The organism is Nocardia harenae NBRC 108248 (genome assembly GCF_001612885.1).
GTDB lineage: Bacteria > Actinomycetota > Actinomycetes > Mycobacteriales > Mycobacteriaceae > Nocardia > Nocardia harenae.
Genome location: NZ_BDBH01000001.1, coordinates 558,653 through 573,174, shown reverse-complemented (window position 1 = coordinate 573,174; position 14,522 = coordinate 558,653). Strand labels below are relative to the sequence as shown.

Sequence of the window (14,522 nt, the reverse complement as noted above, 5' to 3'; positions counted from 1 at the left end):
CAGTGTGGCACCGCCGCGCGGCGGCCCGGCGCCGCCGTGGCATCCGGGGCGGGGAATATCACCGCACGCGGACGCCGCCGCCCGGACGGATCCGGGCGGCGGCGTCGGGGCCGCGGCGTCAGCTGCCGGTGGTGGCCAGCTCGCGCTTCTTGGCCTCGCGGGCCAGCATGCGGTCGCGCTGCTCCTCGAACTTGAGCACGTCCTGGCCCAGCCGCTCCAGGAAGCCGCCGAGCCGCTCGCGGACCTCCTCGCCGCGCGGGCTGAAGTCGTCGCGCTCGAAGATCCGCCACTTCTTCAGCACCGGGTTGACCACCTCTTCGAGGTGCTGGCGCAGGTCGTAGATGCCGTGCTTGGCCATCAGCACGCCGTTGCGGCGGAAGTTGGGCATGCCCGCGCCCGGCATCTGGAAGTTCTCCAGGATCAGGGTGATGGCGTCCAGCGCCTGGTCGGGGCAGAGGTCGAGCGCCGCGCCGCAGAGGTTGCGGTAGAAGATCATGTGCAGGTTCTCGTCGGCGGCGACGCGCTGCAGCATGCGGTCGGCGATCGGGTCGTCGCAGACCTTGCCGGTATTGCGGTGGCTGACCCGGGTGGCCAGCTCCTGGAAGGTCACGTAGGCGACCGAGTGCAGGAAGCCGGCGTCGGCCTCGGTGGGCGAGGCGAAACCGTTGGTCATGTGGACCATCCGCGCCTCTTCCAGGGCGACGGGATCGACACCGCGGGTGACCACCAGGTAGTCGCGCATCACGATGCCGTGCCGGTTCTCCTCGGCGGTCCAGCGCCCGACCCAGGTGCCCCACGCGCCGTCCTGCGAGAAGTTCTCCGCGATCTCGCGGTGATAGGAGGGGAGGTTGTCCTCGGTGAGCAGGTTGGTGATCATCGCCGCCTTGGCGACCTCGCCCAGCCGGGACTGCTCCGGATCCCAGTCCACACCGCCCATCGCGGCGAAGTTCCGGCCCTCGTCCCACGGCACGTAGTCGTGGGGGTGCCATTCCTTGGCCATGGAGATGTGCCGGTTGACGTTCTCCTCGGCAACCGGCTCCAACTCTGTCAGAAGCTCGAGTTGAGTCAGATCCCTTGCCATAGTGTCGTGTGCCCTTCTCAGTCGGTGCGTGCGGTCGTTGGGGCCGTTTCCCACGGTAGACCGAAGCCGATGCGGCCATACCTTACGGCACCGTAGGTGTGATGCGAAACGCATCCCGAGCCGCTGTCCGTTATCGTCCGGACGCTCTGGCTGCGTCCGTGCCGACCCCCGCGCTAGGGGGCGACCACCCGATTCTAGGGGCCGGGACCGTTCCGTGGACTATCGACCGGCGGCCCTCTCCGTTAGCTGGCCGTGGCCCGGATTACAGCGGGCGAGCTGGGCTCTCACCGGATCGGCCGGGGCGCCCGAGGGGTGTGGAACCCCGGTGAAGTGGCGCTATCCGCCTGGCATCAGGCGGAATCCGGCGTCCTCGGGGCTCTGCGCTCGCCGCCGTGAACGGCCGGGGTCTCGCTACCCGTCGGTAGCTTTTGCTGGCGCGGCGCTCGTCCGGCGCGGCCGGGGTTGTTCTGGCGAGATAAGGCAAATGTATAGGGGTGGCGGTGAATCCTGCTCGTGCCGCCGGGAGGGGGTCGGGTACTGTGTCCTGCCGAGCCCCTTTAGCTCAGTTGGTAGAGCTGGTGACTTTTAATCACTAGGTCGTAGGTTCGAGTCCTACAGGGGGCACCGCGCTCCACCGGGTTCCCGCTGGTCAAGGGCAGTTGACCGCTCCGCTTCCTTCGCTTCGGCGTGCTTGCCTCGGAATGACGGGCATCACATCCGTTCCGCGGCGGGAATCGCTCCGATATTCGCGGTCCTTCCGTTCGGAAGCCGTTGCGCGTGCCCGGAATCAATCGTGCGTGCGGGGATTCCGCCGGTGGCGCGAGCCGCATCGGTAACGCGGCGCCGGGCGGCGCCGAGGTCGTCCGGGTGGTCGGCGACCCGGCTTCACTCTCGCGCCGGTCCGTGCATATCATCGAAACATGTTGTCCAGCAGGGTCTTTGGATTTGCGGGGGGAGACAGCCGGTTGCGCGGGGGTGGCCGGATCGGGGCGGGAGCGCCGGTGCGGAGCCGCGAACCGGCCGCTCGGGGCTGTCGGGCGGGTGGCCGGGCAGCCGTTCCGTTCGGTCCGAAATGGCGGTGAGTTCGCCGCCTATAACCGATTGCGGACTGTTTGCCAGAATGCAAATTCTGGCGATCGGGGCCACAGACCCCTCGGTTTGGCACGTGCCGGATGCGGTTTCCGGGTACGGTGACGGCCTGGTGAAATTCGGGAGAAACACCGCGCGCGAGCGGATCGTGATTGATTCGGGATGTGCTCGGCTCTCCCGGGCCGCGCCGCGATCGGGGCCCCCGATCGCGGTATCGCTGGAGTCGAACGCCGCAGGAGGAGGCCGATTCGAGACGAAAAACGCCCGGATGCGCACCCCCTGCGGCGCACCCGGGCAGAGGAACTATACCAGCTGGTGTGTTTCGAGTTTCACGGCAAGTTTTCGTACCCAGAGTTTGTAATTGGGCGAAAACCCAGGTTGAAGTGTAAACAAGAGTCGTCATTATGCGCTGCCGGTTTCTTCCCAAGGGGGGTTAGCCAGCGGCGGCGAGTAAGCTTCGGAGGCGTTTCGAGCATGGCACGGCAGCAAGAGCGGGCCCGCCGGACACGTGCGGCGATCATCAGGTCCGCCGCCGTTGAATTCGGGAAGAGCGGCTACGCCGCGGCGTCGCTCAATCGGATACTGGAAGGGTCGCGCGCGACCAAGGGGGCGATGTACTTCCATTTCGACTCCAAGGAGGATCTGGCGCGCGCCGTCCTCGACACGGCGATCGAGCGGTACCGCGCGTCCGCCGAACGTTGGCTCGCCCGAACGGATCTCGGGCCGCTCGACGTTCTGCACGGGATGATCGACGAGATGGCGCTGCGGCTGCAGCACGACATCATCGTGCAGGCCGAGTATCGGCTCATCATCGAGCCCGATTTCTATCGCGACGTGCAGACCGGCGGCAGCCGGATCATCGGCCGCGCCACCAAGACCCTCGCGGTGCGCGCGATGGAGCAGGGACAGCTGCGCGCCGACGCCGACCCGGACCGCTTCACCCGGACCCTGGCCGCCGCGCTGGCCGGCCAGCGGTACCTGGTCGACGTCTTCGGCGGCGGGATCGATCTGCGCTCCCGGTTCCAGGAGGCGCTGGAGGTGGTGATCGAATCCATGGCCACCCCGGAGTGGGCGGAGAAGTTCCACGGCAGCGGCTGGCAGGCCTCGGCCCGGCTGGAAGAACTCGGATTGGGTATCTGACCAGCCGGTTTGGGAATCCGGGGCGGTCTGTCATAAGCTATGCGAGCTCCCAGCGGACAACGTTGAAGCCGCTCCGGAGAGATCCGGAGCGAGCCCCCTTCGTCTAGCGGCCTAGGACGCCGCCCTTTCAAGGCGGTAGCGCGGGTTCGAATCCCGTAGGGGGTACGGCCTTCGGGTCGTTGGTAGCAGAGCAAGGCCCTGTGGCGCAGTTGGTTAGCGCGCCGCCCTGTCACGGCGGAGGTCGCGGGTTCGAGTCCCGTCAGGGTCGCACACGAGCGCCGGAGCAATCCGGCGCTTCGCGTATGGCAGCCGTTTCGCAGTTGCCTGCGGCCAGGTAGCTCAGTTGGTACGAGCGTCCGCCTGAAAAGCGGAAGGTCGCCGGTTCGATCCCGGCCCTGGCCACTCAATCCCTCTGACCTTGTTGCGGGTCAGAGGGATTCTTGTTTCCCGGCGGTGGGGGCACGACGCGGTCTAGTGGCGCCCCGCTCCGCGGGCGCTACTTGCGGACCAGGCGGATCGCGGCGTCGCCCATCGTCTCGATGATTTGCTCCAGGGCCAGTTGTCCGTCCGGGCGGTACCAGCGCCAGACGCTGATGACCATGCCGAGCGCCAGCCTGGTCAGGATGCGCGGATCGTCGCCGACGAAGTCACCCGCTTCGATCCCACGCCGGATCAGGCCGGTCCAGCGCGCCTCGATCTCCTGCACCAGCTCGCGCGAGCGCAGCCGCTCGGCCTCCTCCCTCTCCGACGGTCGCGGCGCGGCCAGCAGATCCATGTGGTTCTGCAGGATGCGGCGCTGCAGCGCGTCGCTCGGGGTGGCGGCGAGTGCGCCCGCGACGGCGGCGCGCAGCGCCTCGGCCGGGTCGTCGACGCCTGCGGTGGCGGCGTCGAAGCGCTCGACCGAATCGGCCAGCTCCAGCCGCATGATGGTGAGCAGGCAGTGCGCCTTGGACTCGAAGTAGTGGTAGAGCGCGGTCTGGCCGATGCCGACCTCGTCCGCGATCGACGCCCACTTCGTGTGGTCGTAGCCGACTCGGCCGAACTGCTCGATCGCGACGGTGAGGATCGTGCTCCGCTTGGAGCGCGGGCTCTCGCGGCGTGCTCCGGTATCGACGGTCATCAGCGTGCCCCCATACGCTAGGTGGTGAGAGTGGAACCCTATCGCAGCCGAGATGAACTCGGGTCAAGAATTGCGACCTCTCGCGGGAGTCCCGTGTACGAAGCCCGCTCCGGTGGAATGCTGGAGGCATGGCTGAACGCTGGTACTACTCGCTGAAGCGCAATCGGGCCGAGCGTGGGCGGCTGAGCTGGTTCGGAGACCGGATGGGCCCCTACCCGGACCAGGCGACGGCGGAGCGCGCGCTGGAAATCGCAAGGGCGCGAAACGAACAGGCCGACCGAGCCGACCGGAACTGGAGCGAGGGCGACTGAACCCACCCCGCCGCCCGGCTTCCCGCCGCGTGGATCGAGTACCGTTTCCCGGGAAATCAGGCGAACGCTCGCGGTGCTCCACGCCCGCGGCGCGCGAACAGGTGAGCTGGGAGGGCGACCCTTGAGGGTTACCGTTGTTGTGCCGACCTACAACGAGCGGGATAATCTGCCGGTCGCGGTGGAGCGGCTGACGTCGCTGCCCGTCCCCGACCTGCACGTTCTCGTCGTGGACGACAACTCGCCGGACGGCACCGGCGAGGTGGCCGACAAGCTCGCCGCCGAGCTGCCCGCCGTCGTCGGCGTGCTGCACCGCACCGAGAAGGACGGCCTCGGCCGGGCCTACATCGCGGGCATCACCCGCGCCCTGGACGAGGGCGCCGACGTGGTGATCCAGATGGATGCCGACCTCTCGCACCCGGCCGAGGTGATCCCGGCCATGCTGGAGAAGCTGCGCGACACCGACGCGGGCGTGGTGCTCGGCTCTCGCTACGTGCCGGGCGGCTCCACCGCCGAGGAGTGGAAGTGGCACCGCAAGGCGCTCTCCGCCTGGGCCAACTTCTACGTCAACGCCATCCTGCGGCTCGGGGTCAAGGACGCCACCGCGGGGTTCAAGGCGTGGAAGGCCGATACCCTGCGCGCCATCGAGGTCGGCTCGATCCGCAGCAACGGCTACTCGTTCCAGGTCGAGATGAACTACCGAACGATCAAGCGCGGCTACACCATCGCCGAGGTGCCGATCCGGTTCGAGGAGCGCACCCTCGGCGCCTCCAAGATGAGCTTCGCGGTGCAGCTGGAGTCGGCGCTCATGCCGTGGAAGCTGCTCCTCAACCGCAAGGTCTGAGCCCGCGCCCCGCAGGCGCGGGCTCCGGAGCCGTCAGGCCGCCTTGCCCTCCTCGGTGAGCTTGCGGCGCAGCCCCTCCAGCCCGATCACGATGGCGGGGATCAGCGTGACGTGCATGAGCGCGAGCGCGATCGTCGACGAGACGTCGAAATCGGCGGCGATGGTCAGCCCGATGGTGAGGATGGCCAGCACCGACCCGACGATCTCGGCGATCCGGAGGATGCTCGGCCACCGGTAGCTGAGCAACACCGCGGCGGTCAGCCCGACCAGCATGGGCGCCGCGGTGATGAAGACGATGCCGCTCACGGGCACCTCGCCCACCTCGCCGTTGTTGGTGGCCTCGAAGTTCACCCCCGCCGCCTTGGCGATGGCCCAGATGATCAGGTTGGCGACGACAGCGGCGATGGTGGGGCCGAGCACCGCGACGGGGCGGCTCAGCGCGGGGATTCGGCTCGGTGTGGTGGAAGCGGTGGTCATGGTGGGGTCTCCCTCCCTCGGGCGCCGGAGTTGCTCCGGCTCTGCCCACTCATACTCAAACCTCGAGCATCATTCAGGTCAAGGCTTTTCTTCCGGCCAGTGCAGCAGGGTGTGCAGATACTGCCTGCGCACCTGCTCCACCTTCTCGTCCAGCGCGGCCGGATCCCAGCCCGACACGTCGATGGGCGGCAGGATCGCCACGTCCACCACGCCGGGGCGGGCCAGCGCGGCGTTCCGGCGGCAGACCTCGCCCGCATTCCGGATGACGATCGGGATGACCGGAACCCCGGCCTGGATGGCGATGTGGAAGGCGCCCTTCTTGAACGGCGCCACCTGCGGCGTGTACGAGCGGGTGCCCTCCGGCGCGATGGCGATGGAGAGCCCCTCGCCCAGCGTCCGCACCACCGGGGCCAGCGAGGCCTTGGCGCTGTCGGTACTGGTGCGGTCGATGAAGGTGACCCCGACGAAGCGCATGAGCGGCCCGAAGATCGGGTTCTTCGTGAGCTCCTGCTTGCCGACGCCGGTGACCCCGCCGTTCAGCACCCGCGGCACGATGAAGATGTCGTACTGACTCTGGTGGTTGAACAGGAAGACCGCCGGCCGCGGCGAGCGCGCGTGCTCGGTGCCGGTGACCCGCAGCCGGACCCCGGTGGTGGTGAGCACGCCCCTGGTGGCGAAGGCGAGCAGTCCGTCCGCCATCTTCCTGCGCTGCCCGGTGTAGCTGCGGGCGAGCACGCCGAGCAGGGCGCCGCCGAGCATGGCGGCGAAGCCCGCGGCGGTGCGCACCGCGTCGAGCGGGGTCGGCGGGCGGCGCGGGCGGAAGGCGAGGGCCGCCCAGCGGCGCTCGGCCGCGATCAGGGCGAGCCGGGTGTCGGGCGCTACCGCGACCGGGTGACCCGCGAGTTCGAGCAGCGGGAGGTCGGTGAGGCTGTCGGCGTAGACCCAGCTGTGCTCGAGCTGGATGCCGTTGGCTTCGGCGAAGGCCAGCGCGGCGTCGGCCTTACCGGTGCGCCAGAGCGGTTTGCCGTCGGGGTAGCCGGTGAGCACGCCGCCATCGACCGCGAATTCGGTGCAGAGCAGGTGCTCGATGCCGAGCTCGTCGGCGACCGGTCGCAGCTGGAAGCGGGTGAGCGAGCTGATCAGCACGACGGTGTGCCCGGCCTCGCGGTGCGCCTGCGCCAGGGTCCACGCCTCCGGGAAGACCTGCTCGTAGAGCTCGGTCTTGAAGAGCGCGCGGCCCGCGGCGGTGAGGTCGTCTTCGGTGCAGCCGGCCAGGGTGTGCTGGGCGGCCTGCAGGAACCGGCCGTACTCGCCGTCGGTGGCGCCCGCGCGGATGCTGTCGCGGAGGGTGTGCGCGGGGTCGTGCGGGCGGCGGCCGGTCAGCAGTCGCGACAGCGGACCGGGTCGGCGGAAGCCGTCCACCACGGTGCCCGCGAAGTCGAAGAACACGGCGACCCGCGGCCCCTGCGGGCCGGTGCGGATCGCTTCCAGCAACTCGCCCACCGAGCCGGCGGGCGCGGCGGCCGGAAGCGAATCCTCGCGCTGCGCGGCCGCGCTCATCGCCGGTCCAGGGAGGCGCGGTTGGACGGGTCGAGCGCCGCCGCCTGGGCGATCCGCGCGCCGAGGATGCGCAGCCGCGCGGCGAACTCCTCGCGCCGCACCGCCAGATCGGCCCTGGCCTCCGCGCCGTCGGCCGGGCCGAGCAACCCCCGATTGTCCGCGAGCTTGAGCGCGGTGCCGAAGAGCTCGGTGGAGACCGACTCCGGGCTGTACAGCCGCTGCTGCAGCAGCATCTGCTTGCCCACCGCGACGCACTCCGCCACCAGCTCCTTGCGGTCCACCGCGACACCGGGATCGCGGGCGGCGAGCCGCTCCGCCACCACCAGTTGCGCGTCGAAGAAGGCGCGCAGCACCCGATGCGCCATCATGAAGCCGGACGCGGTGAGCCTGCCGAGCACGTCCCGGCCGCGGGTGCTGCGCGGCCTGCTGCGCCAGTCCGGGTCCACCAGCAGCATCTCCGCGGTGAGCTGGTCGGAGAACTCCGTGCGCTCCGGGAAGAAGAAGTCGAACTTCAGCTGGTCGCGCAGCCGGAAGGCCTCGTCCCAGCCCGCGTTGAGCGGGTCCGGCTCCTCGGAGGGCGGCGGGTCGGCGTCCGCGGTCACCGCGGCCAGGATGCCGAGCTCCAGGATGGCGCGATTGACGAACCAGTGCACCGCGCTGTTGCGGTAGAACGCCGCCTCCAGGTGCGCGCCGCTCTCGATCGAGTACACCGGCTCCAGCCCGCCCCGGTACACCGTCACCACCCTGGCCAGCGAGAGCTGCTCCAGCACGATGGCGAGGCTGGCCTCGTCGCGCAGCGCGCCGAGCTCGCCGCGCGGCAGGTCGCGGGTCACGATGTAGTCCAGCACCGGCGCCAGCAGCGCCCGCACCTCGCCGAGCGTGAGCGCCCGCTCCTGCACGCCGAGCAGCGCCAGCGTGGCCAGCGCGTTCACCGTGATCGGGGTGACGTTGTTGATGCCGACCGCGACCTCGAAGGCGAGCCGCTGCACCGCCCGCCGCTCTTTCTCCTCCCGCTCGGCGTGCGCCGGGTCGGGCTCGGCCGCGCTGCCGTTGCTGCTGCGCAGCGGGATGGTGACCGGCGGTTTGTGCAGCGGATCGCCGTGCGCGGCCAGCCGGTCGCGCGCCGAGAGCGGCTGGCCGAAGCGCACGTAGACGTGCCCGGCCGAGTGCTGCTGGTTGCGGATGTAGCGGGCCAGCCAGCCCAGCCCCTCCGCCTTCTTGGCGCCGCCGACCTGCTCGGTGGCGATGGCGCCGAGTTCGTTCAGCCGCTCGTAGGTGATCGAGACCGGGACCAGCAGCACGTCCTCGACGCGGTCCGCGCGCACCGCGGCGGCCAGGTAATTGAGCAGCCCGTACCGCGGCGGCCGGAGCTTGCCGGTGCGGGTGCGGCCGCCCTCGAAGTACCACTCCATATTGAAGCGCTTGCTGAGCAGGTAGGCGAAGTACTCCTCGACCACCGCCTTGTACACCTCGTCGTCGCCGAAGCTGCGCCGGATGAAGACGGTGCCGGTGCGGCGCGCGATCGGCCCCATCGGCCAGAAGCTCAGGTTCGCCCCGCCGATCACGTGGTTGGGCGGGAAGTCGTTGCGCGCCAGCACGTCGCCGAGTACGAAGGCGTCCACGTAGGAGCGGTGCGAGGGCAGGAAGACCAGCGGGTAGCGGCGGTTCAGGTCGCGCAGCCCGGCCAGCCCGGAATCGTCCGAGTCGACTTTCCAGGTGGAGGCGTGCACCGGCCGCATGGCCTGGGTGAACAGGTCGGAGACCAGCCTGCTCTGCGCCGCGACCAGCTCGTGCAGCCCCTTCTCCGCGCGCCGGTACACCTCGCGCGGGTCGGCGTCCTCGGCGTCCGCGATCGCCTCCAGCCTGCGCAGGAAGTCGGGGGAGTCGAGGATCTCCTCGGCCACCAGCTGCGGCACCTTGTACCGGTCGCCGATCACCGAGCGCTCGGCGCGCTCCAGCGCGACCACCGCCGCGCGTACCACCGCGCGGGCGAACGGCTCGGCCTGGCCGGTGCGGTGCAGCGCGGCCGCCTCCGGGTTGTTCAGCCGCAGCTCGCTCAGGTACGCGGGCTGCCCGGTGAGCACCCGGTGCCGCTCCGGCGAGCGGCCGAGCAGCTTGCGCTGGATCAGCCGGTTCGGTTTGCGCGGATTGGTGAGCAACGCGAGGTCGGCGAAGGTCACCCGGCGCACGCCGTCGCGCTCCGGCGGCAGCCAGAGCACCCGCACCGGCACCACGAGCGGATCGTCCCTGCGCCCGGCCAGCCGGGTCGCGATGGCGCCCGCGTCCAGGTCGATCTGGGTGACCGGCGCCGCGCTGCCCGACTCCGCGGCCAGCCCGCCCGCCGCGATCCACTCACCGATCAGCTCGCGCTCCACCGCCGAGGCCGAGTCCACCAGCGCCACCACCGAGGCGGGCGCTCCCGGTGCCTCCCGGGTAGCGGGCACGATGGTGGCACCGCCGGTGCTGCCGCTGTCCTCGATCATGCCGGTCCCTCCGCGTTGAACGACCTCCCTATTCAAGCCCCGTCGCGCGATCCGCGCAGGAAAGTCGGGCAGCGGGTCGGATCCGATTCGGTCCGGCGGAGATGTGGGTTGCGGCACCAGCCCGCGTAAGGCCAGGTAATGCTAACCTTACCTCCCGTAGTTAGGTCAGCTTTACCTTTGGAGGATCGTTGTCGACAACGGACGAGCGCGTGCGCGCGGAGCTGGTAACCGATCCGGCGGCAGCGATGTCACGCCTCGCCGGGGCGGATCGCTTCGGCGAGTACGTGATCTACGAACGCCAGGGTGAATGGGTGTTCGCCGCCGATCCCATCGGCGGGATCGAGCTCGACGTCGACGAACTGCGGGTCTCCTGGCAGGGCGAGACGAGCGCCGAGGCGTGGTCCGGCCGCCCCGCCGCCGTGCTGGACCGGGCGCTGGCCCGGCTGCCGCTCGGCGGGCGGAACGCCTACGGCTGGATCGGCTTCGAGTTCTGCGCCTGGGCGCTGGACGCCGTCGCGCACGTCCCCGCGCGGACCACCCTGGCGCACCTCATGATCCCGCGCATCGAGGTGCGGATGAACGCCGCCGGGCACGCCGTCAGCGGCGCCACCGCCGAGGAGGCCGAGGCGATTCTCGCGCTCATCACCGAGGACGACGATGCGCCCGCGGCCACCCCCGCCGAGATCCGGCTCGACCCCACCGGGTACCGGGACCGGGTCGCCGAGGCGGTCGGTGAGATCAATGCCGGGCGCTATCAGAAGGTGATTCTGTCCCGGAAGGTCGACCTGCCCTTCGTGGTCGACGTGCCCGCCACCTACCGCCTCGGCCGCGCGGGCAACACCCCCGCCCGCTCCTTCCTGCTCCGGCTCGGCGGGCTGGAGGCGGCCGGTTTCAGCCCCGAGCTGGTGGTCGCCGTCGATGACGAGCGGGTCGTCACCACCGAGCCGCTGGCCGGTACCCGCGCCTTCGGGCGTGGGGCCGATGTGGACGCCGCCACCAAGGCCGAGCTGCTCGCCGATCCCAAGGAGATCGTCGAGCACGCCATGTCCGTGCAGACCTCGTTCGCCGAGATCGCCGCGTTGGCCGAGCCGGGGACCACCGCCGTCTCCGATTTCATGGCGGTGCGGGAGCGGGGGAGTGTGCAGCACCTGGCCTCCACCGTGCGTGGCACGCTCGCCGACGATCGCACCCCATGGGATGCGCTCGAGGTGCTGTTCCCGTCGGTCACCGCTTCCGGTATTCCGAAGCGCGAGGGTGTCGACTCGGTCTTCCGGCTCGATCACGATCCGCGTGGGCTGTATTCCGGTGCGGTGGTGACTGTTTCCGGCACCGGGGCGTTGGAGGCGACGCTTGTTCTGCGCGCTGTCTACCAGACGACCGAGGGGGCGTGGTTGCGGGCCGGGGCGGGGATTGTCGGGCAGTCGCGGCCGGAGCGGGAGTTCGAGGAGACCTGCGAGAAGTTGAGCAGTGTCGCGCCGTATGTGGTGAAGGGGTAGCCCTTTCGCGTTCCTCCGATGCCCGGCGGCCGATGGTCGCCGGGAGTCGGCTGCAATGGACGGCGACGGCACCGACAGCTCCTACCGGACGACCCATCGCGGGCTCGCGCTGGCGCAGCGGCGCGTCATCGAGGACGCCATTCACATCGACTCGTCCAGTTCGCAGCTGATTCAGATGGCCGATCTCGTGGCATGGACGGCCAACGCGACGATTGGTCGACACCCGAAGAACGAGTTCGCGGGTCAGTGGTACAGGGACTACCTGTCCGAGCGTGATCCGCGACGCGAGCCCCGGGAGCTATAAGCCCTGAGAAACAGCGAGACCCCCTGATCCACAGGTGTGGGGGGGTCTGCACCGACAAGAGTAGTACTCCGCTTCTCTCGATGTCAGAGCCGCGCGGGTCGCCGAGCTATGCGCGCCGTGGGGCGCCGGGCGAGAGGCGTGGCAATGGGCGTTGTCCGTCGATCACTTCGGCAACCAGGTCTGCCCACTGTGTGGCGAGGTAGCCGACGTCGGACCACGCAGCATGAAGCTGCTCGGCGCTGGGCGGTGGGTCGGTCTGCAGCAGCCGCTCGGCGGCGACGTGCGCGGATGCCATGGCGTCGATGACGGTCGCGCACGCGATGGCGGCGTCGGGGGCGGCATCGGTGTGCTCGGTGATCCAGTCCGCGATTTGCCGGCGCAGCGCGGTGCGGCCGGCCTCGAAGGTCGCGCTGCGTCCGGGGTAGACCTCGCGGACGCGGTGCACCGTTGCCAGCATGCGGGCCCGCTTCAACAGCGCGGTGTCGTTCCGGTAAGTCGGAAAGCGGAATGCCGCGGTGAGTTCGCGCCAGTGCGGCAGGGTGGGAGTCACGGCAGCGGGGTGGACAGGCGGGCGAGCGCGGCGGCGTAGGGCAGGCAACGCGCGGGATCGTGGCCCGCGTGCCGGGTGAGCACGCTCGACGCGTCCCAGCGCTGTAGTGCCGGGGGCAGCTCGGTGCACCGATAGGTGCACGCTCTCTCGGCGTCGTCCGGCTGGCCCACCATTGCTCTCCCCTCGGATTCACACACGCCGGCGAAACCGCCGACGAGCTGATTCGAGCGTCACGTGGACGGTGGTGGGGAAACAGTGCCGAGTCGGCTCAAAAGGGGTAGCTTCCTGAACGAATCGGGAGGCGATCAGGGGGCGCGAACGATGGTCGAAGTCGAGTGGAATGCGGATGCCGTGGTCGCTCTGCGCGAGGCGATGCGGCGCAGCAGGGCGGAGTTCGCGCGCACGGTCGGAGTTTCGAAGCGCACTTTGGCGCTGTGGGAGAGCGGGACCACGACGTCGATGCACGCGGCGAGCCGTCGCCTGTTGGACAAGGTGCTCGCCGAGGCCGATGACGGCATCGTGAGCCGGTTCCACTGGAGTCTCCGGGGGCGGACTTCTCCGACGACGCCGAATCCTCCGGCACAGATCATCGACCCGGTCGCGGATTCGGCGAATCGATCCGCTGCGCTGCTGAACTGGGCCGAGGCCAGCAACACCGGGCCGCTGACCATCGCGGGCATGCGTGACGAACTGCGCTCGGTATCGCGGTCGTATCTGAAGGAGCCGACTCGGCCCCTATTCGATCGCAGCACGGTGGTCGCGCCTCCCAGCACACATCGTCGTTCTGGCGCGAGGACTATCTGACGGCCGCCGAGTACGCCCGAGATGGATTGCAATACGCCACCGATGGCACGGCGGCGCTGTTCCTGTCCAGCGCACTCGCGCTCGACCTTGCGCACGCCGGTGATGGGAGGGGCGCTGCCTCTGCGCGGGATCGCGCCGTCGACCTCGGGGCGGCGGTGGGCAAGAACCCGAGCCTCGATGTGCTCGCCGGGCCGTTCTCCTGCTCGGTGGAGCGTGCGGGTGGGTTGTGGGCGGATATGAGCCTCACCCAGGTAGACCCGGCCCGCTCGCTCGAGTTCGCCACCGCAGCGGTGCAGGGGTACGCGCGGACTCCGAGCGACCGCCGCAACGTCGGCTCCGAGCGCATGGTGCGGTGCCAGGAGATCAAGGCGCATGTGGCGCTCGGCAACCTCGATGTGGCCCGGGACCAGCTTGAACACCTCGTCGGGACGACTCCGGCCGAACACCGGGTCGGACCGCTCGCGCAGCGGGTCGAGGAGATAGCGTGGATGGCGCGCGACATCGTCGGTGCTGACGCGCGGGGGGTTGTGGAGTGCGCGGCCGACTTCTGTCGGGCACCGCGAACCGGGACGCTTCCGATGCTGTCGGGCGGGATGGGATGAGCAGGATGGCGATCGAGGGGACCTCGCACGACGAGCACGCGGTTACCCGTGACCACTGGTGGTGGCGGCCCGGATGGTCTGTCGGGAAATCGTTCTACACCTGGCACATCACCTTTCCACCAGCGTCACCGGTCCGGAAGCTGAGTGACGTTTTCGCGCAGCCGCTCTCGGCGGTGCCCACCATGGAACCCGTGGGCGCCGATGGGCTTCACATCACCGTGCAGGGAATCGGGTTCACCGACGCCGTGCCGAGGTCCGACGTGGATCGGATCGTCGATGCCACCCGGCGCAACCTTGGCGAGCTGCCTCGATTCACCATCACCATCGGCCCGCCGATTGTCGACGCCGAGACCATCCAACTCCCGATCGCTGATCCCGACCCGCTCCGAGCGGTCCGCGATCGACTGCGGACTGCCATCGCCGAGGTCTGGAGAGCGCCGAATGTCCCGGAGCAGGGCGCTGCCTTCCGCCCCCACCTCACGGTCAGCTATTCGACCGGCATCGTACCGATCGAGGAACTGCGCGCGAAACTGGAAGCCGAGCGGCTCGACGGCTACACGATCAGCGATGTGGTTTCGGAGGTGTCGCTCATCGAACTGAACCGGGACCACGGCCGGTACGAGTGGCGCGAAGTCACCTCCGTGGCACTCCGATGAAGGGGAGA

At 69.6% G+C, this 14,522-nt stretch carries 15 protein-coding genes and 4 tRNA genes; 12 read left to right on the top strand and 7 right to left on the bottom strand.

Features of this window, described 5'->3' with window-relative positions; translation table 11 throughout:
- Positions 1–118 precede the first annotated feature (118 nt).
- Positions 119–1,081 (bottom strand): acyl-ACP desaturase, encoded by a 963-nt coding sequence (locus NH2_RS02250; RefSeq protein ID WP_067647257.1) that lies wholly within the window; start codon positions 1,079–1,081, stop codon positions 119–121.
- Between the two features lie 551 nt (positions 1,082–1,632).
- On the opposite strand from NH2_RS02250, the gene NH2_RS02245 reads away from it, so the two are divergent.
- From NH2_RS02245 to NH2_RS02225, 5 genes are all read left to right on the top strand, one after another.
- Positions 1,633–1,705, top strand: a tRNA-Lys gene (locus NH2_RS02245).
- A 939-nt stretch (positions 1,706–2,644) separates the two neighbouring features.
- Positions 2,645–3,310 carry a TetR family transcriptional regulator gene (locus NH2_RS02240; protein ID WP_067647255.1) on the top strand — a complete coding sequence of 222 codons (666 nt, stop codon included), beginning with the start codon at positions 2,645–2,647 and terminating at the stop codon, positions 3,308–3,310.
- A 92-nt stretch (positions 3,311–3,402) separates the two neighbouring features.
- A tRNA-Glu gene (locus NH2_RS02235) sits at positions 3,403–3,475 on the top strand.
- Between the two features lie 29 nt (positions 3,476–3,504).
- A tRNA-Asp gene (locus tag NH2_RS02230) sits at positions 3,505–3,578 on the top strand.
- Between the two features lie 60 nt (positions 3,579–3,638).
- Positions 3,639–3,712, top strand: a tRNA-Phe gene (locus NH2_RS02225).
- 94 nt (positions 3,713–3,806) lie between these two features.
- Here NH2_RS02225 and NH2_RS02220 read toward each other — a convergent pair.
- The gene (locus NH2_RS02220) at positions 3,807–4,430 is read right to left on the bottom strand and encodes a TetR/AcrR family transcriptional regulator (protein ID WP_067647253.1); all 624 of its coding nucleotides are present in this window, start codon (positions 4,428–4,430) and stop codon (positions 3,807–3,809) included.
- A gap of 128 nt (positions 4,431–4,558) precedes the next feature.
- Between NH2_RS02220 and NH2_RS02215 the strand changes: the two genes are divergently transcribed.
- The gene (locus NH2_RS02215; protein ID WP_067647251.1) at positions 4,559–4,741 is read left to right on the top strand and encodes a hypothetical protein; all 183 of its coding nucleotides are present in this window, start codon (positions 4,559–4,561) and stop codon (positions 4,739–4,741) included.
- A gap of 106 nt (positions 4,742–4,847) precedes the next feature.
- Entirely contained in the window at positions 4,848–5,582 is a 735-nt protein-coding gene (locus tag NH2_RS02210) for a polyprenol monophosphomannose synthase (protein ID WP_281202004.1), read from the top strand.
- Between the two features lie 33 nt (positions 5,583–5,615).
- Here the strand turns inward: NH2_RS02210 and NH2_RS02205 are convergent, their stop codons facing one another.
- The 3 genes from NH2_RS02205 to NH2_RS02195 all read right to left on the bottom strand — a co-directional run bounded on the left by NH2_RS02205 (position 5,616) and on the right by NH2_RS02195 (position 10,102).
- Positions 5,616–6,059 carry a DUF6069 family protein gene (locus NH2_RS02205; protein ID WP_067647246.1) on the bottom strand — a complete coding sequence of 148 codons (444 nt, stop codon included), beginning with the start codon at positions 6,057–6,059 and terminating at the stop codon, positions 5,616–5,618.
- Positions 6,060–6,137: 78 nt separating this feature from the next.
- Positions 6,138–7,619: an HAD-IB family hydrolase gene (locus NH2_RS02200; RefSeq protein ID WP_067647243.1), complete on the bottom strand. Its 1,482-nt coding sequence runs from the start codon at positions 7,617–7,619 to the stop codon at positions 6,138–6,140.
- The gene (locus tag NH2_RS02195; RefSeq protein ID WP_084505141.1) at positions 7,616–10,102 is read right to left on the bottom strand and encodes a glycerol-3-phosphate 1-O-acyltransferase; all 2,487 of its coding nucleotides are present in this window, start codon (positions 10,100–10,102) and stop codon (positions 7,616–7,618) included. Before NH2_RS02195 ends, NH2_RS02200 begins: the two co-directional genes overlap by 4 nt.
- 188 nt (positions 10,103–10,290) lie before the next feature.
- Between NH2_RS02195 and NH2_RS02190 the strand changes: the two genes are divergently transcribed.
- On the top strand, positions 10,291–11,598 hold the full coding sequence (locus tag NH2_RS02190; protein ID WP_067647240.1) for a salicylate synthase: 1,308 nt from the start codon (positions 10,291–10,293) through the stop codon (positions 11,596–11,598).
- Positions 11,599–11,653: 55 nt separating this feature from the next.
- A complete protein-coding gene (locus NH2_RS02185) occupies positions 11,654–11,902 on the top strand; it encodes a DUF3800 domain-containing protein (protein WP_067647236.1) in 249 nt (82 codons plus the stop codon).
- Positions 11,903–12,008: 106 nt separating this feature from the next.
- On the opposite strand, the gene NH2_RS02180 is transcribed toward NH2_RS02185, so the two are convergent.
- Complete coding sequence (locus tag NH2_RS02180; protein WP_157103564.1) at positions 12,009–12,452, bottom strand: hypothetical protein; 444 nt, start codon at positions 12,450–12,452, stop codon at positions 12,009–12,011.
- The gene (locus NH2_RS28530) at positions 12,449–12,625 is read right to left on the bottom strand and encodes a hypothetical protein (RefSeq protein ID WP_157103563.1); all 177 of its coding nucleotides are present in this window, start codon (positions 12,623–12,625) and stop codon (positions 12,449–12,451) included. Before NH2_RS28530 ends, NH2_RS02180 begins: the two co-directional genes overlap by 4 nt.
- A 148-nt stretch (positions 12,626–12,773) precedes the next feature.
- Between NH2_RS28530 and NH2_RS02175 the strand changes: the two genes are divergently transcribed.
- From NH2_RS02175 to NH2_RS02165, 3 genes are read left to right on the top strand one after another with little or no spacing between them, the layout of a single operon-like run.
- Entirely contained in the window at positions 12,774–13,256 is a 483-nt protein-coding gene (locus NH2_RS02175; RefSeq protein ID WP_067647230.1) for a helix-turn-helix domain-containing protein, read from the top strand.
- Positions 13,257–13,282: 26 nt separating this feature from the next.
- Positions 13,283–13,858 (top strand): hypothetical protein, encoded by a 576-nt coding sequence (locus NH2_RS02170; RefSeq protein WP_067647227.1) that lies wholly within the window; start codon positions 13,283–13,285, stop codon positions 13,856–13,858.
- A 5-nt stretch (positions 13,859–13,863) separates the two neighbouring features.
- Positions 13,864–14,514: a 2'-5' RNA ligase family protein gene (locus NH2_RS02165; protein ID WP_067647224.1), complete on the top strand. Its 651-nt coding sequence runs from the start codon at positions 13,864–13,866 to the stop codon at positions 14,512–14,514.
- Positions 14,515–14,522: the final 8 nt, after the last annotated feature.

Excerpts from the sequence above, each read along its gene's own strand:
- NH2_RS28530 (WP_157103563.1), bottom strand. The coding sequence starts at position 12,625 with ATGGTGGGCCAGCCGGACGACGCCGAGAGAGCGTGCACCTATCGGTGC.
- NH2_RS02220 (WP_067647253.1), bottom strand. The coding sequence starts at position 4,430 with ATGACCGTCGATACCGGAGCACGCCGCGAGAGCCCGCGCTCCAAGCGG.
- NH2_RS02205 (WP_067647246.1), bottom strand. The coding sequence starts at position 6,059 with ATGACCACCGCTTCCACCACACCGAGCCGAATCCCCGCGCTGAGCCGC.
- NH2_RS02200 (WP_067647243.1), bottom strand. The coding sequence starts at position 7,619 with ATGAGCGCGGCCGCGCAGCGCGAGGATTCGCTTCCGGCCGCCGCGCCC.
- NH2_RS02195 (WP_084505141.1), bottom strand. The coding sequence starts at position 10,102 with ATGATCGAGGACAGCGGCAGCACCGGCGGTGCCACCATCGTGCCCGCT.
- NH2_RS02165 (WP_067647224.1), top strand. The coding sequence starts at position 13,864 with ATGGCGATCGAGGGGACCTCGCACGACGAGCACGCGGTTACCCGTGAC.
- NH2_RS02175 (WP_067647230.1), top strand. The coding sequence starts at position 12,774 with ATGGTCGAAGTCGAGTGGAATGCGGATGCCGTGGTCGCTCTGCGCGAG.
- NH2_RS02185 (WP_067647236.1), top strand. The coding sequence starts at position 11,654 with ATGGACGGCGACGGCACCGACAGCTCCTACCGGACGACCCATCGCGGG.
- NH2_RS02215 (WP_067647251.1), top strand. The coding sequence starts at position 4,559 with ATGGCTGAACGCTGGTACTACTCGCTGAAGCGCAATCGGGCCGAGCGT.
- NH2_RS02250 (WP_067647257.1), bottom strand. The coding sequence starts at position 1,081 with ATGGCAAGGGATCTGACTCAACTCGAGCTTCTGACAGAGTTGGAGCCG.
- NH2_RS02240 (WP_067647255.1), top strand. The coding sequence starts at position 2,645 with ATGGCACGGCAGCAAGAGCGGGCCCGCCGGACACGTGCGGCGATCATC.